This is a genomic window from Thioalkalivibrio sp. ALE30 (genome assembly GCF_000377465.1).
Lineage (GTDB): Bacteria > Pseudomonadota > Gammaproteobacteria > Ectothiorhodospirales > Ectothiorhodospiraceae > Thioalkalivibrio.
The window spans coordinates 36,288-63,180 of sequence record NZ_KB898171.1 but is presented as its reverse complement, the minus strand read 5'-3'; the positions used below and the strand labels follow the sequence as shown (position 1 = coordinate 63,180).

The following is a 26,893-nucleotide window of genomic DNA, read 5'->3' as shown; positions in this document are numbered from 1 at the left end:
CTTTATACTCCCGGCCATTAGGTGAACCGAGCGGGAGATTCGGGTGGGCAAGGCAGATCAGGGGGAATCGCGAGCCATGGCGCTCAACGGGCTGCGCGCGAGCCTGCTGCTGGCGCTGGCCGTGATCACGGCGGGCTGTGCGACGCTGGCGCCATCGCCACCTCAGGACCAGAGCAATATCTGCGAGATCTTCCGCGAGCAGCCACGCTGGTACGACTACGCGCGTGATTCCGAACGCGAATGGGGCACGCCCATCGCCACGCAGATGTCGTTCATCCAGCAGGAGTCCTCGTTCCGCAGCCACGTGCGCCCCGACCGCGAGCGGCTGCTGGGCTTCATCCCGTGGAGCCGGCCATCCTCCGCGCGGGGCTACGCCCAGGCGCAGGATCCGGTCTGGGGCGAATACCGGGAGGATGCCGGCAGTCGCTTCGCGCGGCGCACGCACATGAAACACGCCACCGACTTCATCGGCTGGTACAACGATCGCACCCGGCGCATGACCGGCGTACCGCTGCACAACGCGGAGCACCTCTACCTCGCCTACCACGAGGGTCAGGGCGGCTACAGCCGTGGCAGTTATCAGAACAAGCCGCAGGTGCGCTCCGCGGCGCGCCAGGTCGCCCAGCGGGCCGACCGCTACGAGTCCCAGCTGGCGAGCTGCGAATCCGAGTTCCGCTGCCGCCGCTTCTATCAGGTCTGGCCCTTCTGCCGCGGGTAGCCCGGTCGATGACGCGGGCTCCCGACCGGTAGATCCGGAATTACCGGTGCGCGGTTTCCGGGGCGACGATCCTTGTAGGAGCGGGCTCGCCCGCGAAGCCCCTGCCCGCGCCGGAGTCCATCGCAAGCCCTTCGCCTGCAAGCAGGCTCCTGCGCGGCCAGGCATGCGACCGGGGTCTGGTGGTCCATCATCCCGGCCGCAGCGAAGCGCCGGGATTTCCCACCGCAGCCTCCAACGTCGGGGCAACCCGACAGACTGCCGCGTCGGCGGCGCCTCCTCGCAGTGACGGGGGAGTCGCGTTCCCGACCGCTCGATCTCAACACGTGACGGCGGCACTTGAGGGAACCCGCACCGCCGTGTTCCAGTCTCCGGAGTACCCTCTTACGGACTACAAGGACGCACCATGAGCGACAATCCCACGGCCGGCTTTCGCTTCAACCACACCATGCTGCGCGTGAAGGATCCGCAGAAGGCGCTGGACTTCTACCAGCGCGTGTTCGGCATGCAGCTGGTGAAGACGCTGGACTTCCCGGAGTTCGAGTTCACGCTCTACTTCCTGGCGCAGATCGGCGAGGACGAACCGCAGCCGCCCAAGGACGCCGGCGAGGCCACCCGCTGGATGTTCAACCAGCGCGGCATCCTGGAGTTGACCTATAACTACGGCACCGAGAAGGACGCCGACTTCCACTACCACGACGGCAACGAAGAGCCACAGGGCTTCGGCCACATCTGCTTTTCGGTCCCGGATCTGGACGCGGCCGTACGCTGGTTCGACCAGAATGACGTGGAGTTCGTGAAGCGCCCGGACGAGGGCGGCCTGAAGGACATCGCCTTCGTGAAGGACCTCGACGGCTACTGGATCGAGATCCTCGAACCCAGCCGTCTGACGGGGCTGGGGCGGTAGGCCCCACCACCAACCGAGCGGGTGGCGCCGCCAGGTGGTGCCCGCCACCGGCGCTGGCGGGGGCTTCGCGCGCGAGCGCGCACCTGCAGGGATGGGGCTAGCCCTGGCTCATCGGAAAAGGCCAGCGATTCACCTCAGCGGGCGCTGTACCCGAACATAAAAAGGGCCCCATTACGGGGCCCTCCACTCTCCAGAGCGTTCCGGCGTTAGCGGCCGGTGCGATCGTCGCCCGATCGTTTAGACCTGGGTGTAGCGCAGGTAGGAGCGGATCTCCTCGAAGCCCTGCGGGAACTTCTTCTGCGCGTCCTCGTTGCTGACCGTCGGCGGGATGATCACGCGAGCACCCGGGGTCCAGTCGGCCGGCGTCGCGATGCCGTGCTGGTCACCGGTCTGCAACGCGTCGATCACACGCAGGATCTCGTCGAAGTTGCGGCCCACCGACATCGGGTAGGTCATCATCAGCCGGATCTTCTTGTTCGGGTCGATGATGTAGACCGAGCGCACGGCGGCGGTCTCGCTCTCGCCCGGGTGGATCATCTCGTAGAGCTCGGAAATCTTCTTGTCGGCGTCGGCGACGATCGGGAACTCCAACGTGGTGTTCTGGGTGTCGTTGACGTCCTCGATCCACTTGTTGTGCTCCTCGACCGTGTCGGTCGACAGCCCGAGCGGCTTGGTGTTGCGGTCCGCGAACTGCTTGGCCAGCTGCGCGGTACGGCCCATCTCGGTGGTGCACACCGGGGTGAAGTCGGCCGGGTGGCTGAAGAAGAAGCACCAGGAGTCGCCAATCCATTCGTGGAAGTCGATCTTGCCCTTGGTGGTGTCAATCTGGAAATTCGGTGCGGTATCGCCCAAACGCAGTGCCATGATGTACTCCTTGCTTTGAAAGTTTGATCGGGTCGTTCATGGGGTCGTGCCTCCATGTACGTCTTACTTTATCTGTCGACCCGAATATAGTGAATTACTTATTTCTTAACGCAACGATAGTTTTTCACTAAAGCGGGCCAGGCAAGACGGCCCCTGCCCCAGCCCGCTCACCACGGGCCTACATGCGACGGAACAAGTCCACCAGGTCTTCACGCATGTCCTGACGACCCATCTCCTCGGTCGTGAAGCCGTCGCCATCGAAGTTCACGCCCAGCATCACCGCCTGACCCGCATCCAGGTCGGGCTGGAGCGCCACCATGTTGATCCCCTGAAGATAGTCGGCCACGGCCGTGTCTGCCTCCGCGACGGCCTGGACCTGCTTCTGCATCCACGAGGAGATATGCAGCACCAGGGTGCCGTCCCATTCGGAGGCCGCGAGTTCCTGCAGATAGGCGTGGGCCAGGGCAACGTTTTCGTCACGCGCGAGATTTCCCCCGAGTGCGAGATAGGCCACGTCCTTGTCCGCGGTCACGCGCACCGCGGCCGCGGCGTCGTCAGCGGAGCGCAGGGTGGCGATGCGGAAGCCGGCCTGCGGATCGGCCGACAGCATCGACGCACCCAGCCCACCGGCCAGGGCGCCGCAGACCGCGGACGGGTTGTTGATCACGGCCATCGAACCGGCCCCCATCTCGTTCACGATGGCCTGGCCGATGCCGGCACTGGCCATCGAGCGGATGGTCTGGTGCTCGCCGAACGACAGCGGCTCGGCCGAGGCCAGCATCGGACTGGCCAGCAGCGCGGCGGACAGGGAGAGGGTCATTGCGGTCTTTTTCATCTGAGACTCCAGTCTTTCGGGTGTATCGGTTTATCGCTATTTACTGATTCGTCTGGCGGTATGCATGCAGCCCCATCCTTGGTGACGGGCCCGTGCCGGGCGTCCGTCCGCGGCCGCGGACGCCGCTTCAAGCCGGGCGGGGCGCGTTACCAAGCCCGCCCGGACGGGCGATTTCAGTCCCGCTCGTTGGCGTCGTCCTCGAGCTGGCTCAGGCGCCGGTACAAGCTGCGCTCGCTGATCCCCAGGGTCTTCGCCAGCGCCCGGCGGTCCCCGGGGTACACCGCAGCCGCGTGCCGCAGGTATTCGCGCTCGATCTCGTCCAGCGGGCGCAGTGACTGCGGATGCAGCAATCCGTCCAGTCCGCCGGTCTCCGCCCCGCTCGGGGACTGCCCTCCTTCCCGCACGCGATCCGGAAGATGTTCCGGCCGGATCGCCTCGCCGTCCGCCAGCAATGCCGCACGCTCGAGGATGTTGCGCAGCTCGCGCACGTTGCCGGGGAAGGAATACTGCTTGAGGATTTTCAGGGCCTCGTATTCGAGGCGCGGGGGTACGGCCAGATCCAGGCGCTCGCCGAGGGCTTCTACCAGCAACGGGAGATCCTCGGCCCGCGCGCGCAGCGGGGGCACCTCGATCGGGAAGGTGTTGATACGGTAGTAGAGGTCCTCGCGGAATTCGCCGGCCCGGACCATGGATTCGAGATCGCGGTGGGTCGCGCAGACCAGGCGAAAATCCGCCCGCCGCGACTCGACACCACCGACCCGGCGATAGGCGTGGGTCTCCAGCAGCCGTAGCAGCTTGACCTGCTGGCTTAGCGGTATATCCCCCACCTCGTCGAGAAACAGGGTGCCGCCGGCCGCCGCCTCCACCAGCCCGGCCTTGGCCGAGGTCGCCCCGGTAAACGCCCCCCGTTCATGGCCGAACAGCTCGCTTTCGAACAGGGTTTCGGTGAGGCCGGAGCATTCCACGGGCACGAACGGCAATTTCTTCCGCGGGCTCGCTTCGTGAATGGCGCGTGCGATCAGTTCCTTGCCCGTGCCGGACTCGCCGAGCAGAAGGGCCGAGGCATTGCTCGGCGCCACCCGGCTGATCATCCCCAGCATGGCATTGAAGGCCTTCGAGCGACCGACCAGCCCGCCACTGCCCGCCTGCGGTGCCGATACCGGCAGGTGGTGCAGCCGTTCGATCAGGTAGCGGATCTCCCCGCCCTCGCCCCGGATCGGCAGCAACTCGACGTCCACGTGCTCGCGCCCGGCCTCGGTGTGATGCACGTGCAGCACGCGCTCCCTGTGACCACTGCCCAGGGCCGCCCGCAGGGGACAGGACTCCCCCGCCTCGTCACAGGGGCGTCGGAACCCGTGCGAGGCCTCGAAGCAGGTGCGGCCGGAGCCATCGCGGTCGGTCCCGTAGATGCGCTGGTAGGCGCCATTGGCCGCCAGGATGCGATAGTCCGGGGACAGCAGGATGGCCGGTTCACGGAATACATCCAGCACCTGACGCAGGGTCCCGGCATCGGGATCCAGGGGTGCCGTTTCCTTCTTCGGGATGCTCGTCACGTCGCCTCGCACAAAGGGGTCCTGGAAGGCGTATCCGACACCGGAACCGACGCCGTCACGCTGCCCGATAGACACGTTCAGACGAGCGATGTTCAACGGCATGCCATCACCCCCTATGCAGCTCGTGAGAGGAAGGTCCGCCATTCGGGTCGTGCCACGGCGCCGACTTCCTGCAGACGCGTGGCTCGATGCCCTGAATGGCGGACTCGGACATTCCGGAAAGGCCCTGTGACAACCGATGGGCGATCCCGCCTAGTGATAGCCGGTCTCCGGGGTCACCTTCCCGCGGAAGACCCAGTAGGTCCACGCGGTGTAACCCAGGATGATCGGGATCACGAACAGCGCCCCCACCAGGATGAACAGCTGCGCATCCGGCGAGGAGGCCGCATCCCAGAAGGTGTAGTCCGGCGGCACCACGTACGGCCACTTGCTCACCAGCAACCCGAGATAGGTGGTGATGAACAGGGCAATCGTGGCGACGAACGGGATCCCCTCGTCACGGCGGCGCACCGCACGAATCAGCACCCAGGCGGAGAACAGCGCCAGCGCCGGGAGCACCCAGAGGTACTGCCAGGTCCCCATCCAGCGTTCCATCACCTTCGGATCGATAAACGGCGTGATGAGACTCACCGCGCCGAACACCAGCAGCACGACCGCCAGCATCCACGGCGCCACCCGATAGGCAAAGGCCTGAGTATCACCCTCGGTCTTGACGATCAGCCAGGTGGCGCCCAGCAGGGCATAGCCCGCCAGCAGTCCGATCCCGGTGAGCACGGTGAACGGCGTCAGCCAGTCCAGCGGTCCGCCGGCGAAACTGAACCCGTCCATCTCGAAGCCCTGGATGTAGGCACCCACGACCGCGCCCTGGGCGAAGGCCGCCACCGCCGAGCCGATCGCAAAGGCAGCATTCCACAGCCCCTTGGAGCGATGCGCCTTGAAGCGGAACTCGAAGGCGACACCGCGGAAGATCAGCCCGGCCAGCATCAGGAATACCCCGATATAGAGCGCCGGCAGGAACACCGAGTAGACCAGCGGGAAGGCGGCCAGCAGCCCGGCCCCGCCGAGGATCAGCCAAGTCTCGTTGCCGTCCCAAACCGGGGCGACCGAGTTCATCATCACGTCGCGCGAGGTCTCCCCCGGGGCAAAGGGGAAGAGGATCCCCACCCCGAGGTCGAACCCGTCCATCAGCACGTAGGCGATCACGCCCACGGCGATGATGACGACCCAGATCAGTGTGATATCAAGTGTGGTTTCCATGACTTAGCTCCTTTCACCGCTGACCGCGGCGTCATCGATCCAGGTATCGGCGGCCGACAGCGGGCGCTTGGCGTGCGCCGGCGCATGCGTGGCATCGGCCTGTTCCGGGCCCTGGCGCACGATGCGCACCAGGTAGTAGACCCCCCCGGTGAACACCGCGGCGTAGACCGCGACGTAGCCGATCAGGGTGAACAGGGCCATGCCGCCGGTCAGGGCCGGGGTAATGCCCTCGGCGTGGTTCATCACGCCGTATACCAGCCAGGGCGCGCGGCCGGTCTCGGTCACGAACCAGCCCGCGACCACCGCGAGGAACGGCGCCGGGATCATCCAGGACAGTCCCCTGAGGAACATCGGGGAGGCGTACATCCGGCGGCGGAAGCGCAGCCAGGCACCGGCCAGCGCAAACAGGATCATCACCATGCCGATCGCGACCATGACGCGGAACGACCAGAAGGTGATGCCCACCGGCGGGCGTTCCTCCGCGGGGACCTCCAGCAGACCCGGCACCTCGCCATCCAGCTCGTGGGTCAGGATGAAGCTCGCCATCTTCGGGATACCGATCTCGAAGTGATTGGTCTCGTTGGCCGAGTCGGGGATGGCGAACAGCAGCAGCGGGGCACCGCGCTCGGTCTCCCACACGCCTTCCATCGCCGCCACCTTGGTCGGCTGATGCTCGAAGGTGTTAAGGCCATGAATATCGCCGACCACCAGCTGCGCGGGGGCCGCGAACAGCAGCACCCACATGGTGGTGCCCAGGGCCTTGCGATTCATCACCACGTCGCGCTGGCGCAGCAGGTACCAGGCCGAGACCCCGGCGACCACGAAGCCCGCCGTCAGCAGCGAGGCCAGGCCCATGTGGAAGAAGCGCGGCCAGAAGCTCGGGTTGAAGATCGCCGTGATCCAGGAGGTGACGTGGAACACACCGTCCTGCAGCTCGAAACCGACCGGTGTCTGCATCCAGCTGTTGGCCACCAGGATCCAGAACGACGAGATGAACGTGCCCAGCGCCACCATCAGCGCGGAGAACAGATGCACGCCCTGCGGGACCCGGTCACGCCCGAACAGCAGCACGCCGAGGAAGGCCGCCTCCAGGAAGAACGCGGTCAGCACCTCGTAGGACAACACGGGCCCGAGGAAATTGGCCGTGGCGTAGGAGAACGCGCTCCAGTTGGTGCCGAACTGGAACGACATGACCAGCCCGGAGACCACGCCCATGCCGAACACCACCGCGAAGATCTTGATCCAGAACTTCGAGATCTGGGTATAGAGCGTGTCGCCGGTCTTCCAGGCGCGAAATTCCAGAAACGCGATAAACGAAGCCAGCCCGATCGTGAACACCGGGAAGATCGCGTGAAACGAAACCACGAACGCGAACTGGATTCGCGAGAGTAGTATGGGGTCGAGCTCCATGGCCTTTCCTCCGTTATCAGGGGCACGCCGGGATGACGTATCGATGAACCCCTAACAAGTACCGTGCCAGACTTCCGGTCCGGACCCCGGCGGCGCGCTGCAGGCGACTGGCCCGTGCCTTGGCGCCTGGCCAACGCCCGCCAATGCCGCCCCGGGTCTGCCATTCTTGGCAGCCAGGCCACAGGTGACTGCCATTTATGGCAGGCCGTCACCGCCAGCACGGGCGCCCAGGCCCCGACGGGGCGGTCTGCCGGTGTTGGCATGCAACTTGTAAGCATTCCGTCACACGAAGCGCCCGGCAGACGGCGCGACCCTCAGAACTGGCCCGCCCGGTCCCCGGAGCGGCAGACGGATACGCGGAGAGAGCCATGCATCAGCCCGAAGACCCGAAGCACCCCGAGATTGACCAGGCCCTGGCCCGGCAGGCCCGGGAGACCTTGCGAGGACTGTCCCGGCGCGATTTCCTGAAGATCGCCGGTGCCGCCGGCCTGGTGTCGGCGACTGGCGTGCAGGCCGCCCCGGCCCGCGCGGCGGTCTCCAGCCAGGCGCGCATCGTGGTGCTCGGTGGCGGAGCCGCCGGCATGACCATGGCCGCCCGCCTGCGCGACCTGCTTGACGGCGCACGCATCACCATCGTCGAGCCCAGCGAGATCCATCATTACCAGCCCGGCTGGACCCTGGTGGCCGCGGGCGTTTATTCCGTGGGCGAGGTCCAGCGCCGCAATGAACGCTATATCCCGCGCGGCGTCGACTGGGTGCGCTCCGCGGTGGCGGCCATCGATCCCGAATCGCAGCGTGTCGAGACCACCGACGGCGACCGGCTCGACTACGACTTCCTGGTGGTCGCCACCGGGCTGCACCTGGACTTTGAAGCCATCGAAGGGTTGCGCCGCGAGGATATCGGGCGTCCCGGCCTGACCAGCCTGTACGCCAGCGCCGAGGCCGCACGCGATGCCTACGAACAGGTCCATGCGTTCGGCGAGAACGGCGGGGTGGCGCGGTTTACCATCCCCAATACGCCGATCAAGTGTGCCGGGGCGCCGATCAAGGCGACCTTCATCGCCGATGACCTGCTGCGCTCGGCCGGTCAGCGCGCCGGGGCCGATTTCCACTATCACACGGGGTCGGACACCCTGTTCAGCGTGCAGCGCTTTGACCGCATGGTGCGCGACCTGTATGCAGAACGCGGCGTGAGCGTGAACGACGGAGGTGCCCTGGTGGCGGTGGATGTCGACGCCCGCCAGGCCCAGTTCGAGACCCGCGACGGCGGGCGCGAGACGGTGGACTACGACTATCTCCACGTGACTCCGCCGATGCGCGCGCACGACTTTGTGCGTGACGCCGGGCTGGCGGTGGAGGACGGTCCTCTGGCGGCCGGAGGCTGGCTGGCGGTGGATGACCGCACGCTGCAGCATACGGATTACCCGAACATCTTCGGCGCCGGGGACGTCGTCGCGACCGCGATCGGCAAGACCGCCTCCACCGTGCGCTCGCATGGCGCGGTGATGCCGGACAACCTGGTGGACGTGATCCAGGATCGCGAACCGTCGCGGCAGTTCGACGGCTACACCTCCTGCCCGCTGATCACCGAAGTGGGCAAGGCCGCACTGGTGGAATTCGATTACACCCTGCAGGAGGTGCCGACCTTCAGCTTCCTCGACCAGGGGGAACCCAGCTGGATGTGGTGGCGCCTGAAGGTGCATATGATCAAGCCGTTGTACTTCAACATGCTGCGCGGGCGCTACCTGCGCTAGTCAATGCCGCAACCGGGCGAAACAGGCGCCCCGCCGCCGGACCACCGTGCCGCGCCGGGGCCATGGCTGCGCGCACGGCAACGGCCACACCGCCACTGGCTGGTGCTCAGTGCCGCCAGCACGCTGGTGGCCACGCTGGCGACCATTGCGCTGGCGGGGCTCGTGGCCTGGGCGGTGCACGGCACGCTGTTCGCCGCCGCCCCCCCGTACCTGCCGGGCATCCTGCTGGGCGGCCTCGCCTTGCTCGGTCTGCGCTATGCCGCCCAGGCCCTGCGCGACCTGGCGGGACACCGCCTCGCCTTTGCGGTCAAGCAGCAGCTGCGCACCGATCTCCTGCAACAGGTCCGGCATGCCGGGCCCGCGCGCCTGGCCGGACAGACGACCGCGGGCGCCTGGGCGGAGCAGTTCCAGACGCGGGTGGATGACCTGACCGGCTACTATGCGCGTTACCTGCCGGCCCGCCAGGCGGTCATCCTGACGCCACTGGCCATTCTGGCCGCGGCCTTCTGGCTGGACTGGCTCGCCGCCCTGCTGTTGCTGCTCGCCGCCCCGCTGATTCCGGCGTTCATGGCGATCGTCGGCATGGGTGCGGAACAGATCCACCGGCGTCAGCAAGAGGAGGCCAACCGTCTGGCGGGGCACTTCCTCGACCGCATCCGCAGCCTGGACTGGCTGCGCCGGGCCCGCGCCATCACGGCCACCGAGATCGAGGTCGTCGAGCGCAGCCACCAGCAACGCCGCCTGACCATGCGCACCCTCCGGGTCGCATTCCTGTCCTCGGCGATCATGGAGTTCTTCAGCGCGGTCGCGATCGGCATGGTCGCGATCTACATCGGCTTCGCCCTGTTCGGCGCCATCGACTATGGCCCGGCCGGGGACATCACCCTGTTCACCGGGTTGTTCATCCTGCTGCTGGCGCCGGAGTATTTCCTGCCCCTGCGCCAGTTCGCCCAGAGCTACCATGACCGCGCCGGTGCGCTGGCCGCCGCCGAGAGCCTCGCTCCCGCGCTTGCTTCGCCCAACGGGGCCGAGGCTTCAGCCGCGGTCACCGAGGTCACCGGCGGGGACGAGACCGACCCCTTGCTGAAACTCGAGGATGTGATGGTGCACTACCCGGGTCAGCGCACACCGGTCCTCAAGCATCTCGACCTCGAGATTCAAGCGGGGGCGCATCTCGCACTGACCGGCCCCAGTGGCAGCGGAAAATCCACCCTTCTGGCGGTATGTGCCGGCTTTCTGCCCCCCACCGAGGGCCGCATTCAACGCCATGCCCGGGCCCGCCATTTCGCCTGGATCGACCAGGATGCCCATCTGTTCCACGGCAGCCTGCGCGAAAACCTGCAGCTGGCCCGCCACGCAATGATCCCCGATGCAGAGATGGCCACGGCACTGGAACAGGCCGGGTTACCCCTCGACGCGCCCGAGCTCCCCGACGGCCTGGACACCGCCATCGGCGAGGCCCGGCACGGCCTCTCCGGCGGCCAGGCCCAGCGGGTCGCCGTCGCGCGCGCACTGCTCTCCGGGCACCGCCTCTGGCTGCTCGACGAACCGACCAGCGCGCTCGACGTGAAGACCGAAGAGGCACTCCTGGACACGCTGTTCCGGCTGGCCGACACCCGTGGCCTGACGCTGGTGATCGCGAGCCATCATGCCGCCATCCACCGGCGCTGCCCGCAACAGCTGGAGCTGGCGCCGGTCACGCCGGAGACACCCCATGCGTGACGAAACCCGCGCCAACCTCGCCTTTCTGCACCGCGTCTTCCGCCGGCGCCGCGTCTGGTACTGGGGCGCCTGGGGCCTGCTGGCATTGACCTGGATCGCCGGGATCGCCCTGCTGGCGCTGTCCGGCTGGTTTATCACCGCGACCGCGCTGGCCGGCGCCGGACTTCTGGCCACCCTGGACCTCTACGTACCGTCCGGTGGCATCCGTACCGCCGCGATCAGCCGCACCCTGGCACGCTATTTCGAGCGTCTGGTCAGTCACGAGGCGGTGCTGCGCAGCCTGGCCGATCTGCGCGGCCACAGCTTCCGCGGGCTCGCCGCACTGCCCATGGCACGCGTTCGCGCCTACCGCAGTGGCGACCTGCAGACCCGCCTGACCAGCGACATCGACACCCTCGATGGGATGCCCCTGCGGGTGGTCGGACCGATGGTCGCCGCGGCCATCACCCTCGTGGTCACGCTGGTCATCGCCATCTGGCTGGCGCCCTGGCCCGCCGCGGCCGTGCTCGCCGTCTCCGGTCTTGCAACACTTGCCGTCTCCGCGCTGCTTGCACTGGCCGGGCAGCGCCGCAGCCAGGCGCTGGTGCAGGCCCGGGCGCGCGAACGCATCGGGCTGTTCGACTACATTGGCGGCCTGGCCGAGCTTCTGGCCTACGACCGGGCCCGCGAACACGAGGCCTCGCTGCGCCGCGAGAACGCGACCTACGCGCGCCAGCAACGCGCCCAGGAGACATTTGGCGTCGGGTCCGAACAGGCCGTGCAGGCCGTGGTCGGCGCATCCGCGCTGCTGATGCTGGTCCTCGCCCTGGGCTGGTACCGCGACGGGACCCTGAGCGCGCCTGTGGCGGTACTGCTGCCGCTGATGACCCTGGGATTGGGCGAGGTCCTCGGCAGCCTGCCCGGGGCGTGGTGGCGTGCCGGCGAGAGCCTGAAGGCCGCCGGGCGCGTGCAGCATCTCGAAGCAGCCGGGCAGGCCCCGGCAGGAGCCGCACGCCCGGCCCCTGCCGACCACGCCCCCGTGCTGCAGGCCCACGGCCTGACCATCGGCTTTCACCGCGAACGCCCGCTGCTCGGCCCCCTGGACCTCGCCCCCGCGCGCGGCCGTCCGCTGGTGATCAGCGGGGCCAGCGGGCGCGGCAAGAGCACGCTGCTGGACACCCTCGCCGGCGAACTGCCGCCCCTGACCGGGCGCATCGCGCTTGGCGGCGACGATCTCGATCGAATCTCGGCCGACACCCGGTACCGCCATCTCAGCTACCTGCCTCAGGGGCTGCAACTGCCGGACACCTCCCTCCGCGACATCCTGGAGCCGCGTCACACGCCTCTCAGCGATGCGGCCCTGTGGGAGGCTCTGGAGCAGGTGGATCTGGCGAACGCCGTGCGTGGCACGGAAGAAGGTCTGGACTACCGCATCGGCGAAGCTGGCTCGTACCTCTCCGGCGGCCAGCGGCGCCGGCTCGCCCTGGCGGCGATCCTCCTTCAGGACCGTCCCGTCGTCCTGCTCGATGAACCCTTCGCCGGACTCGACCCGAGGACTCTCGAGCGCGTGCTGCCCCGCATCGGCCCGTGGCTGAACCAGCGCCAGTGCCTGCTCGTGACCCACGCCCCGGAATCCCTGCCGCGCGACTGGCCCCGCCTCGATCTCGGCCGCCCCGCCCCCTCCTGAACCCGGACCGAAGGGATACCCCGGCCGCCGAAATGCGAACAGAACCGCGCGGGCTTCTTCGCTGGAGAATATGGAGCGTGAGGGGTGACGGGCGGCTGCGCTCCGCCATGCTGGCGCCGTGAGGCGGCGCCGCTCGAACCACCGGTCTTCCATCTCGGGGCCGAATCCCGGAAATCTCGGGGGCCAGACGTGCGAAAGGGGCCACTTGGGCCCCTTCACAGGATTTGGCGGAGAGTGAGGATTACGCCCGGCTGCGCCGGTCGCCCTTCGGGCCGCCTTCGCTGCGCTGCGGCGTTCCGGTGTCGCTACGCGCCACCGGTCGAACCATCGTTCTCATATCTCGGGTTCGAATCCCGGAAATGCTGGGGCCAGACGTGCGAAAGGAGCCAGTTGGGCCCCTTCACAGGATTTGGCGGAGAGTGAGGGATTCGAACCCTCGATGGGCTTTTGACCCATACTCCCTTAGCAGGGGAGCGCCTTCGACCGCTCGGCCAACTCTCCGGAAACGCGGCACAGGATACGTTCTTGGGCGGCCAAATGAAAGGCCCGCAGGCGGTGATCCGCCTCCGGGCCCTGACATTGCCTGCCGAGGGTTCAGTCGTCGCGTGCGCCTGCGGCCACACCCCCGGCCCCGGTACTACCACCGCCACCGGAGTTCTCCCCGCCGCCGTCACCGCCGGCGACGTTCGATTCGCGCTGGATGCGCTGAAAGATCTCCTCGCGATGAACCGCGACGTCCTGAGGTGCGTTGATGCCGATGCGGACCTGATTGCCCTTGACCCCCAGGACGGTGACGGACACATCCTCGCCGATCATGAGGGTCTCGCCCACACGTCGAGTCAAAATGAGCATGCTCTTCTCCGCAGTGCCTGTGTCGGACGGAGTCGGTCGTCCGGTAACCGTTTTACGGTCTGTCATCCTTAACCGTCCTCCTGTTGACCGGCAGGGTCGTGTTCGAGTTCAAATGCATCGTGCAATGCACGTACCGCAAGTTCGAGGTACTTCTCATCCACCACCACGGAGATCTTGATTTCCGAGGTGGAGATCATCCGGATGTTGATGGTTTCGCGCGACAGGGCCTCGAACATCTTGCTGGCGATGCCGGCGTGCGAGCGCATGCCGACGCCCACCACGGAGATCTTGACGATGTGGGTGTCGCCGGCGACCTCGCGGGCGTTGAGGTCCCTGGCCGCCGCCTGCAGGATCTCGAGGGCCTTGTCGTAGTCGTTGCGATGAACCGTAAAGGTGAAGTCGGTGGTCTGATCCGCGCCCACGTTCTGCACGATCATGTCCACCTCGATATTGGCCTCCGCGATCGGGCCGAGGATGCGATGCGCGACCCCCGGCTGATCGGGGACGCCCTGAATCGTCAGCTGGGCCTCGTTCTGATTGAACGCGATACCCGCAACCAGCGCCTGTTCCACCTGCGCATCCTCCTCCGTGGTAATCAGGGTCCCCGGTCCTTCCTCGAACGAGGACAGCACTCGTAACGGGACGTTGTACTTGCCGGCGAATTCCACCGCCCGGATCTGCAGCACCTTGGAACCGAGGCTTGCCATCTCCAGCATCTCCTCGAAGGTGATGCTGTGCAACCGGCGGGCATTCGGGACCAGGCGCGGATCGGTGGTGTAGACGCCGTCGACATCCGTGTAGATGCGGCACTCGTCGGCCTTGAGCGCCGCGGCCAGCGCGACTGCGGTGGTATCCGAGCCCCCCCGGCCCAGGGTGGTGATCGCACCGTGTTCGTCCACGCCCTGGAAACCGGCCACGACCACCACGCGCCCGGCGTCCAAGTCGCCCCGCACGCGGGCATCGTCGATGCTGCGGATGCGCGCCTTGTTATGCGCGCTGTCGGTGCGGATGGTCACCTGCGCGCCGGTGTAGGAGCGCGCGTCGCAGCCGCGCGCCTCCAGCGCCATCGCCAGCAGCGCGATGGTGACCTGCTCGCCGGTGGACAGCAGCACGTCCAGCTCGCGGCCATCCGCCCGCGGGTTCAGCGCGTGGGCGAGCCCCAGCAGACGATCGGTCTCGCCGCTCATCGCGGAGACCACGATCACCAGCTGGTGCCCTTCCTCGCGCAGTTTCAGGGCGCGTTCCGCGACCGCCTGGATGCGTTCGGGCGAGCCCACCGAGGTGCCGCCAAATTTGAGTACCAGCAACGCCATTTGAAGATTCCGTTCCGTGCCCGGCCCTTGCGGCCGTCCGGACAGGGCGCACCCCATCCATTAGCGTTTACTTAAAAGGCCACCATTAGACAACAAAATATCCGTCGTTGCGAGGCCCGTCAGCGGCGGCGCTATCCCAAGGAGATCGCCGCGGCGCTGCGCGCCTCGCGATGACAAGACCACCGTCGTTGCGAGGCCCCGTCAGGGGCCGCGGCAACCGCCGTCCGAAGCCACCGGAACCACCCGCCTTCCAGCGCCGGGGCCACCGCCTGGAGATCGCCACCGCGCTGCGCACCTCGCGATGACGGGCGTGCTAGTGACGGAAACCGTCAGGCCCGTTCGCGTACCCAGTCGGCGACCGAGGCCAGCGCGGCATCCAGCTTGTCCGGGCTCTGACCGCCAGCCATCGCCATGTCCGGGCGGCCGCCGCCCTTGCCGTCCACCTGCGCGGCGACATGACCGACCAGGTCGCCGGCCTTGAACTGGCCGGTCTCGGCCTTGGTGACGCCGGCCACCAGGCTGACCTTGCCCTCGCCGGTGGCGGTACCCAGGACCACGACCGCCTTGCCGAGTTTCTGCTTGAGCTGGTCGACCATGTCGCGCAGGGCCTTGGGCTCCACGCCTTCGACCTTCGCGGCCAGCACCTGCACGCCGCCGACCTCCTGCGCCTGCGAGGCCAGATCGCTGCCGGCCTGGCTGGCCAACTTGCCCTTGAGCTGTTCGATCTGCTTTTCCAGTTCGCGCGAGCGCTCCTGCAACTGGGCGACCTTGTCGGCCGCCTCGCCACGCCCGGCGCGCAGGCGATCGGCGATCGCATCCAGGTACCCGAGCTGCTGGTCGACCCAGCGCAGCGCCACCTCGCCGGCCACCGCCTCGATACGGCGAATACTGGCCGCCACCCCGCCCTCGGAGGTGATGCGGAACAGGCCGATGTCGCCGGTACGATCCACATGCGTGCCGCCGCACAGCTCCACGGAGGTGCCAATCTTCAGCACCCGGACCTGATCGCCGTACTTCTCGCCGAACAGCGCGACCGCGCCGGACTCCATCGCCGACTCGATGTCCATCACGCGGGTATCGGTGGCCTCGTTGGCCAGGATCTCGGCGTTCACCTGGGCCTCGATGGCACGCAGCTGCTCGTCGGTCAGCGGCTCCATGTGGGTGAAGTCGAAGCGCAGGCGCTCCGGGTCCACCAGCGAACCTTTCTGCTGGACGTGGTCGCCCAACTGGTCGCGCAGGGCCTTGTGCAGCAGGTGGGTCGCCGAGTGATGTCGACGGATGTTCTCGCGGCGCGGGCCTTCCACCGCGGCCTGCAGCGTCTGGCCGACCTCCAGCGTGCCGGCGCGGACCTGGCCGACATGGATGTGCGCCGCGCCCTGCTTGCGGGTATCAGCGACCTGGAAGCGCACGCCGGAGCCACTGAGCGTGCCGACATCGCCCACCTGGCCGCCGGACTCGCCGTAGAACGGCGTGCGGTCCAGTACCACCAGGCCTTCGGCGCCGACCTCGAGTCGTTCGACCGGCTCGCCGTTCTGGTACAGCGCGACCACGCGACCCTCGTCGTCGACGGTCTCGTAGCCGGAGAATGTGGTCTCGAGATCGACCTGCGGCAGGCCGCCGTCGTCCATGGAGAAGTGGCTGGCGGCGCGGGCCCGGGCGCGCTGGTCGGCCATCGCGGACTCGAAGCCCGCCATGTCCAGCTCCAGGCCGCGCTCGCGGGCGATATCGCCGGTCAGGTCCACCGGGAAGCCATAGGTGTCATACAGCAGGAAGATGGTCTCGCCCGGGATCACCTGGCCCTCGAGATCGCGCAGGTCGTCCTCGAGGATCTTCATGCCCTTGTCGAGCGTCTCCAGGAACTTGCGTTCCTCCTTCTCCAGCACCTTCTCGACCTGCGCCTGCGCCTCGGCCAGCTCCGGGAAGGCCTCGCCCATCGCGCGCACCAGGTCGCCGACCATCTGGTAGAGGAAGGCGTCCTGCGCGCCCACCTTGAAGCCATGGCGCGCGGCGCGGCGGATGATGCGGCGCAACACGTAGCCGCGGCCCTCGTTCGACGGCAGCACGCCGTCGGTAATCAGGAAGGCAATGGAACGGATGTGGTCGGCGATCACGCGCAGCGAGGCGGAATCCTTTTCCCTCGCCCCGGTCACGCGCGCGGCGGCCGCGATCAGGTCCTGGAACAGGTCGATCTCGTAGTTGGAGTGCACGCCCTGCAGCACGGCGGCCAGGCGCTCCAGTCCCATACCGGTATCGACGGACGGGCGTGGCAGCGGGTTCAGCGTGCCGTCCGCGTCGCGGTCGTACTGCATGAACACCAGATTCCAGATCTCGATGTAGCGATCGCCGTCCTCGTCCGGGGAGCCGGGCGGGCCGCCCTCGACCTCCGGACCGTGGTCGTAGAACACCTCGGTGCAGGGGCCGCAGGGGCCGGTATCGCCCATCTGCCAGAAGTTGTCGGAACCGCCATCGGGGTCGTCGCCTATGCGGATGATGCGCTCGGCCGGCACCTGGATCTCGTTCGCCCAGACGCTGTAGGCGTCGTCGTCGGTCTCGTAGACCGTGACCCACAGCTTCTCCGGCGGCAGGCCAATGGACTCGGTCAGGAACTGCCAGGCGTAGTGGATCGCGTCGCGCTTGAAGTAGTCGCCGAAGCTGAAGTTGCCCAGCATCTCGAAGAACGTGTGGTGGCGCGCGGTATAGCCGACGTTCTCGAGGTCGTTGTGCTTGCCGCCCGCGCGCACGCAGCGCTGCGTGGACACCGCCCGGGTATACGGACGCTTCTCGCGCCCGAGGAACACATCCTTGAACTGCACCATGCCCGCGTTGGTAAACAGCAACGTGGGATCATTGCCCGGTACCAGCGGGCTGGACGGCACGATCGTATGGCCATGCCCTTCAAAGAATTCGAGGAAACTCCGGCGAATGTCGGCGCTTTTCATGCGGTTCCGGTGAGCGTTGGGGTCAAACCCGGAATGCTATCACGCAAGCGCCCCAGCCGCGTATTGCCGGGCCCGCCTTCGGGCCATGTTGCCCCTCATTGCGAGGCCCCGAAGGGACCGTGGCAATCGTCGGTGGGTCACTCGACGCCTGGATCAGGTGGCCGTGGATGCAGATTGCTTCGTCGCGTTGCGCCTCGCAATGACGTCGTCTTTGTCCCGTCATTGCGAGCGTAGCGAAGCAATCGCTTTACGGAACCCCCCGATCCCGATTCTGGCCTGGCCTGGTCGAGTGCCACGCCCTCTTCGCAGCCTCGCAATGACGCACCATGATCGCCGTCATTGCGAGGAGCGCGGCCACGAAGCGATCGGCAAGGACCTCCCCAGTCGGGTTCAACCCACGATGTCGTCGAACAGATCCCGCCACCCGGGGTTCACCTGCTCGATCAGCGCAACCTTCCTGCGCCGCGGGCCCGCCTTCAGCTGCTTTTCGCGCTCAATCGCGGATTCCATCTCCACGCATTGCTCGAACCAGACGAGCCGATGCAGACCGTAGCGGCTGGTGAACCCGGATACCTCTCCCGAGCGATGCTGCCAGACCCGCTGCACCAGGTTGCTGGTCACACCCACGTAGAGGGTCCCGTCACGACGGTTGCTCATGATGTAGACACAGGGTTGTTTCATCGCTCCCTCCCTGGGCGACTGCACATTGGTACTCAGCGGCCGAGAATCCTTTCGGCCATTCACCACCGAGACACTAGCGTGCCCCCAACACAAGGACGTCATTGCGAGGCCCCGAAGGGGCCGTGGCAATCGCTGGTGGATCACTCGGCGTCTGGGTCGGGTGGCTCTGGACACAGATTGCTTCGTCGCGGGGCTCCTCGCAATGACGGGGTCAGAAATACGTCATTGCGAGGCCCCCAAAGGGTCCGTGGCAATCGGCTGGGTCCGGCCAGACCCCGGATCTGGTGGTTCTCTCGGGGATTGCTTCGTCGCTTCGCTCCTCGCAATGACGTTCCTCCAAACCCGTCATTGCGAGGAGCGAAGCGACGAAGCAATCGGTCAGGAGATACCAGCGTCGTCTTTCCAGGCGGCGAGGGCCTGGTGGGCGACGCCGCCGGGGAAGCCGCGGCCGGCCAGGTGGCGGAGCATGCGGGCCTCGTCCTCGCGGGTCTCGGGGGGGTGGCGGAAGTGGCGTTCGAGCTGGCCGCGGGCCTGATCGGTCCAGTCGACCTCCAGGGCATCGAGGGCGGCATTGACGGTATCGCTGCCGATACCGTTGTGGGCGAGTTCGGCGCGGATGCGCTGTTCGCCGTAGCCCTGCTCCGTGCGGTGGCGGGCGATGAAATCCGCGTAGCGGGTGTCGCTCAGGTAGTCGAGCTCGCGCGCGCGCTCGAGCGCGGTATCAACCGCATCCCGCTCGAACCCACGCTCGGCCAGCTTGCGGCTCAGCTCCAGCGCGGAGTGTTCGCGCCGGACCAGCAACCGCAGGCCCGCCTCCAGCGCGGCCTCCGGGTCGGCCGGGTCAGCCTTGCTCCTCGACCGGGGCATCGACCGGCTCGTCCTCCGCCGCGGCCTTGTTACGCTTCGGCAGCAGGCGGTCGCGCAGGGTCTTCTCGACTTCCTCGGCGATGTGCGGGTTGTCCTTCAGGTACTGGCGGGCGTTCTCCTTGCCCTGGCCGATACGCTCGCCGTTGTAGCTGTACCAGGCACCCGCCTTGTCGATCAGGCCTTCCTTCACGCCCATCTCGATGATCTCGCCGACCCGCGAGATACCCTCGCCATAGAGGATCTCGAAGTAGGCCTCCTTGAACGGGGGTGCCATCTTGTTCTTCACGACCTTCACGCGGGTCTCGTTGCCGATCACCTCGTCGCCCTTCTTGATCGCGCCGATACGGCGGATATCCATGCGCACGGAGGAGTAGAACTTGAGCGCGTTGCCGCCGGTGGTGGTCTCGGGGCTGCCGAACATCACGCCGATCTTCATGCGGATCTGGTTGATGAAGATGACCAGCGTGTTGGAGCGCTTGATGTTGGCGGTCAGCTTGCGCAGCGCCTGCGACATCAGGCGCGCCTGCAGGCCGACGTGGGAGTCGCCCATCTCGCCCTCGATCTCGGCCTTGGGCGTCAGCGCGGCCACCGAGTCGACGATCACCACGTCCACCGCGCCGGAGCGCACCAGCATGTCGGCGATCTCCAGCGCCTGCTCACCGGTATCCGGCTGCGAGACCAGCAGGTCATCGACGTTCACGCCCAGCTTCTCGGCGTAGGTCGGGTCCAGCGCATGCTCGGCATCCACGAACGCGGCGGTACCGCCCACCTTCTGCGCCTCGGCCACCACCTGCAGGGTCAGGGTCGTCTTGCCCGAGGACTCCGGCCCGTAGATCTCGACCACGCGCCCGCGCGGCACGCCGCCGATGCCCAGCGCGATGTCCAGCGCCAGGGAGCCCGTGGAGATCGCGGGGACGTCGACCGCCTGCTGATCGCCCATGCGCATCACCGCGCCCTTGCCGAATTGGCGTTCGATCTGCCCCAGTGCGGCGGTCAGGGCCTTCTTGCGATTCTCGTCCACGGTTTGCCTCCCGATACTTGCAGCGATGATTTCCGATCCGTTGCGGGGCGGATACGGGGCCGCAGTATCCCACAGGGCGGGGAACGACCCAACCCGGGATCCTGCGCGGATCAATGCCGGGCACGAAACCCGCCCCGAGCGGCGTCAGGCCGCCTCGTGGGCGAGCAGTTCGCTCAGGGCGTGGAGCATTGACTGCAGACGAACGGCGTGGCGTTCGCCGGGGAAATGGCGGGTCGCGACGCGCACCTCCTGGCCGCGCGTCTGCCAGCCGAAGCAGACCGTACCGACCGGCTTGTCCGCGGTCCCGCCACCGGGCCCGGCGATCCCGGTGACCGAGAGCGCATGATCCGCATCGCAGCGGGCCAGTGCGCCCTCGACCATCGCGCGGGCCACGGCCTCGCTGACCGCGCCGTGTTCCGCGATCAGTTCGGCCGGAACCCCGACCATCGCCGTCTTGGCCGCGTTGGAGTACGCGACCCAGCCGCATTCGAACCATTGCGAGCTGCCCGGGATATCGGTCATCGCCTGGGCGATGCCGCCACCGGTGCAGGATTCCACGGTGCACAGACGCTCGCCCCGTGCCATCAGGCGCTCGCCCAGGTCGTACACCAGCGCGGAGAGGCCGGGGGCGTCGGCTTCCCCCGAAGTCGGGATCGTGCTGCTGGATGCGGCGGTCATGGCGCGATCATCCCTCCGTATCGAAGGCGACCGCAACCCGCCAGCCGCCGCCATCGGCCGGATCGACGGCGTCGCAGCGCACCACGCGACCGTGGCGTTCCAGCCCCGCTAGTCGGCCGTCGGGACTCGGTACCACCACGCTGACATCAACCCCCGGGTCGGTCTCGCGCTGGACCACGAACGCACAGCCCGTCGCCGACAGGTCCTCCAGCTGCACGGCGACCGACTCGCCACTGGACCGCCAGGTCATGCGCGCCTCGCCCTGCACCTGCATCCGCCGATGATTGCGCCGATCCTCTTCCCCGATCATGTTCGCCCCTCCCTGACGTGGCGTCCGCCGCACGGCCTCGAGTGTGGCACAACTACCAGGCCAGACCCACCTGCCATGTGGCGCGCTGCATCCGTATACTGCGCGTTTGCCCGGATCGAGCGCCGCCGAACCGATGAGCACCGCCGAACCCCTTTCTGCCCATACGCCGATGATGCAGCAGTACCTCGGCATCAAGGCCGAGTACCCGGACACGCTGCTGCTCTATCGCATGGGCGATTTCTACGAGCTGTTCTACGACGACGCCGAACGCGCCGCGTCGCTGCTCGACATCACCCTGACCCGGCGCGGCGAGTCCGCCGGGCAGCCGATCCCCATGGCCGGCATCCCGGTGCACACCCTGGAGAGCTATCTCTCGCGCCTGCTGAAGCTGGGTGAGAGCGTGGCCATCTGCGAGCAGACCGGCGCGGTAGGCGCGCAGAAGGGCCCGGTCAAACGCGAGGTGGTGCGCATCGTCACCCCCGGCACGGTTACCGAAGAGGCCCTGCTGGAGGCCCGCAGCATCAACCGGCTGGTTGCCGTCTGTCCCGCCGGCTCGGCCGCGATCAAGGGCCGCAAGGAGGGCTACGGGATCGCCAGCCTGGAGTTCGCCAGCGGCCAGTTCCGCCTGCTGGAGGTGCGCGATGCGACCGAGCTCGCCGCCGAGCTGGCGCGCCTGGACCCGGTGGAATGCCTGATCCCCGATCAGGCAGCGCCGATCCCCGGGATCGACGGATTCGCGCCGCAACGCCACGCGGACTGGCACTTCGACGGCGTCTCCGCGCGCCGCGTGCTCACCACACACTTCGGCACCCGCGACCTCTCCGGCTTCGGCTGCGATGGCCTCGACCTCGGCATCGCCGCCGCTGGCGCCCTGCTCGCCTACGTGCAGAACCGCTATCGCGGCGATCTCGCCCACATCACCGGCCTGGCGCACGAACTGCGCAGCCAGATGCTGGTGCTGGACCCGGCGACCCGCCGCAACCTGGAACTGACCCGGACGCTCGGCGGCGAACGCCAGGGATCGCTGCTGGCCCTGCTGGACACCACCCGCTCGGCGATGGGTTCGCGCCGGCTGCTGCAGTGGCTGCACCAGCCGCTGCGTGACCGCGCCGTCATCCGCGAGCGCCAGACCGCGATCACCGCGCTGCTGGAGGCCGGAGCCACCACGCCCCTGCGCGAGGCCCTGGCCGGCAGTGCGGATGTCGAACGCATCCTGTCGCGCATCGTCCTCGGCAGCGCGCGCCCACGTGACCTGACCGCCCTGCTCGCGAGCCTCGAACGCCTGCCGCCGCTGCACCAGGCCCTGACGCCCGTGGCCGGGAACAGCGACGCCCTGCAGGCCCTGCATCAGGCCCTGGCCCCGGAGGCCGACCTGAGCGCCACTCTGGCCGCCGCGCTGGTCGAGGAGCCCCCGCTGCGCGTCACCGACGGGGGCATGATCCGGCCGGGCTTCGATGCCGAGCTGGACCGCCTGCGCGCACTGGAGCACGACGCCGACTCGTTCCTGCGCGAGATCGAGGCACGCGAGCGCGAGGCCACCGGCATCCCCACCCTGAAGGTCGCGTACAACCGCGTGCACGGCTACTACATCGAGGTCTCGCGCACGCGCTCGGCGGAGCTGCCCGGACGCTTCATGCGCCGCCAGACCCTGAAGAACGCCGAGCGCTACACCACCGAGGAACTCAAGCGCTTCGAGGACGAGATCCTCTCCGCCCGCGAGCAGGCGATGGCCCGCGAGCGCGCCCTGTTCGAGGGCCTGATCACCGAGCTTCAGGGCCGCGCCCCGCGCCTGCGCGCCATCGCCGACGCGCTCGCCGAACTGGACGCCCTCGCCTGCCTGGCCGAGCGCGCCCAGCGCCTGGACTGGCACTGCCCGGAACTGGTGGAGAACCCCGGCATCCGCATCGAGCAGGGCCGCCACCCCGTCGTGGAGGCCGGTCTGGACGCGCCGTTTGTCGCCAACGACACCGAACTGGACCCCGAAGAGCGCCGCCTGCTGGTGATCACCGGGCCCAACATGGGCGGCAAGTCCACCTACATGCGCCAGACGGCCCTGATCGTGCTGCTGGCCTGCATGGGCAGCTTCGTGCCGGCCGCGCGGGCGCAGATCGGGCCGGTGGACCGCATCTTCACCCGCATCGGGGCCTCCGACGACCTGACCTCCGGGCGCTCCACCTTCATGGTGGAGATGACCGAAGCCGCGAATATCCTGCACAACGCCGGTCCCGAAAGCCTGGTGCTGATGGACGAGATCGGGCGCGGCACCAGCACCTTCGACGGCCTCGCCCTGGCGCTGGCCTGCGCCGAGCGCCTGACGCGCCACAATCGCGCCCTGACCCTGTTCGCCACGCACTACTTCGAGCTGACGGCGCTGGCCGAACGCGAGTCGGCCGTCGCCAACGTACATACGGATGCCATGGAACACGAGCACAGCATCGTGTTCCTGCACCAGGTCCGCGAGGGGCCCGCCAACCAGAGCTACGGCCTGCAGGTCGCCCAGCTCGCCGGTGTTCCAGCCGACGTGCTGAAGCTTGCGCGCACCCACCTGCGCGAGCTGGAGGATCGTGCGGCCGCCGCCGACTCGCCCCAGCTCGGCCTGTTCACCCCCGCGCCACCCGAGGTGACGAGCGACCCGGAACCGCAAACGGCTCCGGAAGAACGCGCCCTGAAGGCGCTGTTCGACACCCTGGACCCCGACGATATGTCCCCGCGCGAAGCGCTGGACGCGCTGTACCGGATGAAGGAGGCCCTGCGCAACCCGGATTGACGCGCTCGTTGCGCGGTCCCGAAGGGGCCGTGGCCATCACGTTCGGAACCATCGGGATTCACCGGAGTGACTCAGCGCCGGGGGTGCCCCGGGAGATCGCCACGTCGCTTCGCTCCTCGCGATGACGGGTCAAGGGGATGGTTGCGCCTTGCGATGAGGCGTTGAGGGGTGGCCATGCCTCGCGGTGTCGAGATGGTTCCCCTGTCATTGCGAGGCCCCGCAGGGGCCGTGGTAATCGGCCCGCCGCTGGCGCGAGCCCCCCGAATGTGGCCAGGGTTCGCCCGGGATTCCCGACAGCCGCAGGGGAGGCGTTACAATGCGGCGAAATCCTGCCGGCTGGCGGTGCCACAGCCCGACCGGTCAGCGGAAACGACCGGTCACAAGACTGAATGAAAAGGGAGAAACACCATGACGTTCGTCGTTATCGATAACTGCATCAAGTGCAAGTACACCGACTGCGTCGAGGTCTGCCCCGTCGACTGCTTCCATGAAGGCCCGAACTTCCTAGCCATCGATCCGGACGAGTGCATCGACTGCACCCTGTGCGAACCGGAATGCCCGGCCGAAGCCATACTGCCAGAGGACGACGTGCCAGAGGATCAGATGCACTTCATAGAGCTGAACGCCGAGCTGGCCCGCACCTGGCCGGTGATCACCGCGCGCAAGGACCCTCCGGAAGATGCCGAAGAATGGGACGGCGTCGAGAACAAGCTGCAGTACCTGGAACGCTGAGACTCCACCCCAACATACCCTGCGGATCCCGAACCCCGGGCCGTCCGCGTAACCGCAGTACACCGGGCCGGCCCGCAGGGCCGCCCGGCGGCTGTGGTGCGATCCTCCGCCTCCACCAACCGCCACACCTGCCGCCGGGGTAATCGTCTCATCGGCCAGCCCGGGCGCCATGAACGAGCACGTAGCCATACGCCGATCTGCGATACCGCACGTCCTGGGCACTCGAAGCCTTGCGGCCCCAATACGCCTCTGCCCAGAACCAGTTGGACCCCGTTTGCCCATCTCGCGTGGATGCTGGGCGATGGTTGTCTCCCGGGAAGACAGCTTGCGTCCCGCGTGATTCTTTTCGGATTTCCGCCACTTACAGGCGGATCCGCAGGAGACCGATCATTTGTTGTTTCGCCAGCGGTACAGATCGCCCGCGACGGACATCCGAGGGGAATCCGCAAGGTCCTGATTAATCGAAGAATCTTCCATTTGGCCCGACTCCTGCTAACGGATTTGTCGTGGCCGCCAGGGCGGTTGCGTCATGGCGGCCACGACGCCTAGAGGCGTGTCGCCACAACCCAAAGGAGATTCATCATGAGCTTCAAAAAGACACTTATCGCTTCCGCGATCGCACTCGCTTTCGGCCTGAGCTCCGGACTCGCGCTGGCCAATCCGACCAATACGGCGGAAGGTGAGGTGGGCGATCAGAATGCCACGGCCTCCTCGACCGCCGACAATGGCGGTTCCTCCGCCAACGAAAATTCGCTGGCGGTAACGGTCAATGACTCCGACCTGTCCAATAGCTCCGACAACAGCACCAGCGTGGCGGACTCGGGGAACACGACGGTCTCGGATTCGGGCAACGACAGTTCCGACAACAGTCTGAATGTGGCCGACTCGGGCAATGACAGCTCGGACAACAGTCTGAACATCGCCGATTCGGGCAACGACAACTCGGACAATAGCCTGAACGTCGCCGACTCCGGTAACGACAGTTCCGACAACAGCACCAGCATCGCGGATTCGGGGAACACCACGGTCTCGGACTCGGGGAATGACAGCTCCGATAACAGCCTGAACATCGCCGATTCCGGTAACGACAACTCCGACAACAGCCTGAACGTTTCGGACTCGGGCAACGATAACTCCGACAACAGCCTCAATGTGTCGGATTCGGGCAACGACAGCTCGGACAACAGCTCGGCCAGCGCCGACGACAACAGTGCCGCCGCCAACAATGGCTCCACCGCCAGCGTGACCCGCGATCAGAGCGACAACTCCGACAACAGCCTCGCGGTCATGGATTCCGGCAACAGCACGGCAACCGACAGCTTCAACACCATGCTGCAGGTCAACGCCGTGGTCAGCCAGAACGACCTGTCCGGTACGGTCACCGGGAACTACGTGGATATCGCCGAAGGGGCGCGCAGCACCGCGTACAACACGATCGGTTCCGATTCCTTCGTGTCCCCGGCTGGCATCACCCAGGTCTCGCAGAACAGCGGGGCCAACAGCCTGACGCAACAGCAGGTCTCGGTGCAGGCGCACTTGAACCTGGGCAACTAGTCCGTACGACGCGGCGGGTCTCCGGACCCGTCGCGCCTTGGTACTCCACTGGAGAATTCGGTCATGTTCCCTTCCCGAAAGCGCCCTCGATACCTCCTGCCCGCAATGCTGGGCGCACTGAGCCTAGTGGCGGGTACAGTCACCGCGGACGACGCCATCGAGAGCCACACCTCTCATGCACATCCATCCCAGCTGGACATACAGGCACTGGCACCTGTGGGCACGGATACCCTGAATGAGCAACGCGCCCGGCAGGGGGTCAGCAACGTGCAGCTGGGTCAGGTCCATTCCCAGATTGCCCTGCACGACAATGTCGTCGTGGGCGGCCATGGCGGTACCAACCTGATTGCCAACGGCGCCTTTGACAATGCCCGTGGATTCTCCACGATCATCCAGAACACCGGCCACAACGTGGCCATCCAGGAATCGATGATCGTGAACGTCACGATCAACCCCTGAATCATGGCCCGCCGGGGTCTTCGTCTGGCACTGGCCG

At 67.2% G+C, this 26,893-nt stretch carries 22 protein-coding genes and 1 tRNA gene; 9 read left to right on the top strand and 14 right to left on the bottom strand.

What is annotated here, in order from left to right; genetic code table 11:
• The first annotated feature begins 43 nt into the window (after nt 1-43).
• Both D107_RS0106775 and gloA read left to right on the top strand, forming a co-directional pair.
• Complete coding sequence (locus tag D107_RS0106775) at nt 44-718, top strand: hypothetical protein (RefSeq protein ID WP_026280763.1); 675 nt, start codon at nt 44-46, stop codon at nt 716-718.
• Between the two features lie 403 nt (nt 719-1,121).
• Nucleotides 1,122-1,622, top strand: a complete 501-nt coding sequence (gloA, locus tag D107_RS0106770) for a lactoylglutathione lyase (protein ID WP_018881085.1) — start codon at nt 1,122-1,124, stop codon at nt 1,620-1,622.
• 237 nt (nt 1,623-1,859) lie between these two features.
• Here the strand turns inward: gloA and D107_RS0106765 are convergent, their stop codons facing one another.
• The 5 genes from D107_RS0106765 to D107_RS0106745 form a co-directional block, all read right to left on the bottom strand.
• Entirely contained in the window at nt 1,860-2,486 is a 627-nt protein-coding gene (locus tag D107_RS0106765) for a peroxiredoxin (protein ID WP_018866042.1), read from the bottom strand.
• Nucleotides 2,487-2,664: 178 nt separating this feature from the next.
• Nucleotides 2,665-3,321 carry a hypothetical protein gene (locus tag D107_RS0106760; protein WP_018881084.1) on the bottom strand — a complete coding sequence of 219 codons (657 nt, stop codon included), beginning with the start codon at nt 3,319-3,321 and terminating at the stop codon, nt 2,665-2,667.
• A gap of 173 nt (nt 3,322-3,494) precedes the next feature.
• The gene (locus D107_RS0106755; protein ID WP_018881083.1) at nt 3,495-4,976 is read right to left on the bottom strand and encodes a sigma-54-dependent Fis family transcriptional regulator; all 1,482 of its coding nucleotides are present in this window, start codon (nt 4,974-4,976) and stop codon (nt 3,495-3,497) included.
• Nucleotides 4,977-5,126: 150 nt separating this feature from the next.
• Nucleotides 5,127-6,131, bottom strand: a complete 1,005-nt coding sequence (gene cydB / locus D107_RS0106750; RefSeq protein ID WP_018144296.1) for a cytochrome d ubiquinol oxidase subunit II — start codon at nt 6,129-6,131, stop codon at nt 5,127-5,129.
• 3 nt (nt 6,132-6,134) lie between these two features.
• Nucleotides 6,135-7,541, bottom strand: coding sequence for a cytochrome ubiquinol oxidase subunit I (locus D107_RS0106745; RefSeq protein WP_018881082.1), 1,407 nt, complete (start codon nt 7,539-7,541; stop codon nt 6,135-6,137).
• Nucleotides 7,542-7,909: 368 nt separating this feature from the next.
• On the opposite strand from D107_RS0106745, the gene D107_RS0106740 reads away from it, so the two are divergent.
• From D107_RS0106740 to cydC, 3 genes are all read left to right on the top strand, one after another.
• Entirely contained in the window at nt 7,910-9,295 is a 1,386-nt protein-coding gene (locus tag D107_RS0106740) for an NAD(P)/FAD-dependent oxidoreductase (protein ID WP_018881081.1), read from the top strand.
• 102 nt (nt 9,296-9,397) lie between these two features.
• Nucleotides 9,398-11,017, top strand: a complete 1,620-nt coding sequence (gene cydD / locus D107_RS0106735) for a thiol reductant ABC exporter subunit CydD (protein WP_018881080.1) — start codon at nt 9,398-9,400, stop codon at nt 11,015-11,017.
• Complete coding sequence (gene cydC / locus D107_RS0106730) at nt 11,010-12,683, top strand: thiol reductant ABC exporter subunit CydC (protein ID WP_018881079.1); 1,674 nt, start codon at nt 11,010-11,012, stop codon at nt 12,681-12,683. The genes cydD and cydC overlap by 8 nt, the downstream gene beginning before the upstream one ends.
• Nucleotides 12,684-13,093: 410 nt before the next feature.
• Here the strand turns inward: cydC and D107_RS0106725 are convergent.
• The 9 genes from D107_RS0106725 to D107_RS0106685 all read right to left on the bottom strand — a co-directional run bounded on the left by D107_RS0106725 (nt 13,094) and on the right by D107_RS0106685 (nt 21,344).
• Nucleotides 13,094-13,184, bottom strand: a tRNA-Ser gene (locus D107_RS0106725).
• Between the two features lie 93 nt (nt 13,185-13,277).
• On the bottom strand, nt 13,278-13,535 hold the full coding sequence (gene csrA, locus D107_RS0106720) for a carbon storage regulator CsrA (protein WP_026279180.1): 258 nt from the start codon (nt 13,533-13,535) through the stop codon (nt 13,278-13,280).
• Nucleotides 13,536-13,603: 68 nt separating this feature from the next.
• Nucleotides 13,604-14,848 carry an aspartate kinase gene (locus D107_RS0106715; protein ID WP_018866033.1) on the bottom strand — a complete coding sequence of 415 codons (1,245 nt, stop codon included), beginning with the start codon at nt 14,846-14,848 and terminating at the stop codon, nt 13,604-13,606.
• Nucleotides 14,849-15,177: 329 nt separating this feature from the next.
• Entirely contained in the window at nt 15,178-17,787 is a 2,610-nt protein-coding gene (alaS, locus tag D107_RS0106710) for an alanine--tRNA ligase (protein WP_018881078.1), read from the bottom strand.
• A gap of 390 nt (nt 17,788-18,177) precedes the next feature.
• Nucleotides 18,178-18,468, bottom strand: a complete 291-nt coding sequence (locus D107_RS0106705) for a GIY-YIG nuclease family protein (protein ID WP_018879583.1) — start codon at nt 18,466-18,468, stop codon at nt 18,178-18,180.
• Between the two features lie 378 nt (nt 18,469-18,846).
• Nucleotides 18,847-19,335: a regulatory protein RecX gene (locus D107_RS0106700; protein ID WP_018881077.1), complete on the bottom strand. Its 489-nt coding sequence runs from the start codon at nt 19,333-19,335 to the stop codon at nt 18,847-18,849.
• Complete coding sequence (gene recA, locus D107_RS0106695; RefSeq protein ID WP_018877669.1) at nt 19,310-20,356, bottom strand: recombinase RecA; 1,047 nt, start codon at nt 20,354-20,356, stop codon at nt 19,310-19,312. Before recA ends, D107_RS0106700 begins: the two co-directional genes overlap by 26 nt.
• 144 nt (nt 20,357-20,500) lie before the next feature.
• Nucleotides 20,501-21,034, bottom strand: a complete 534-nt coding sequence (locus tag D107_RS0106690; RefSeq protein ID WP_018881076.1) for a CinA family protein — start codon at nt 21,032-21,034, stop codon at nt 20,501-20,503.
• A gap of 7 nt (nt 21,035-21,041) precedes the next feature.
• Nucleotides 21,042-21,344, bottom strand: a complete 303-nt coding sequence (locus tag D107_RS0106685; RefSeq protein ID WP_018866028.1) for a PilZ domain-containing protein — start codon at nt 21,342-21,344, stop codon at nt 21,042-21,044.
• Nucleotides 21,345-21,477: 133 nt separating this feature from the next.
• Here D107_RS0106685 and mutS point away from each other — a divergent pair, with 133 nt between their 5' ends.
• The 4 genes from mutS (at nt 21,478) to D107_RS13310 (ending at nt 26,856) form a co-directional block, all read left to right on the top strand.
• Nucleotides 21,478-24,111, top strand: a complete 2,634-nt coding sequence (gene mutS / locus D107_RS0106680; protein WP_018881075.1) for a DNA mismatch repair protein MutS — start codon at nt 21,478-21,480, stop codon at nt 24,109-24,111.
• A 408-nt stretch (nt 24,112-24,519) separates the two neighbouring features.
• Nucleotides 24,520-24,843, top strand: coding sequence for a ferredoxin FdxA (fdxA, locus tag D107_RS0106675; protein WP_018866026.1), 324 nt, complete (start codon nt 24,520-24,522; stop codon nt 24,841-24,843).
• 582 nt (nt 24,844-25,425) lie between these two features.
• On the top strand, nt 25,426-26,397 hold the full coding sequence (locus D107_RS0106670) for a hypothetical protein (protein ID WP_018881074.1): 972 nt from the start codon (nt 25,426-25,428) through the stop codon (nt 26,395-26,397).
• 105 nt (nt 26,398-26,502) lie between these two features.
• Entirely contained in the window at nt 26,503-26,856 is a 354-nt protein-coding gene (locus tag D107_RS13310; RefSeq protein WP_026280762.1) for a hypothetical protein, read from the top strand.
• The last annotated feature ends 37 nt before the right edge of the window (nt 26,857-26,893 follow it).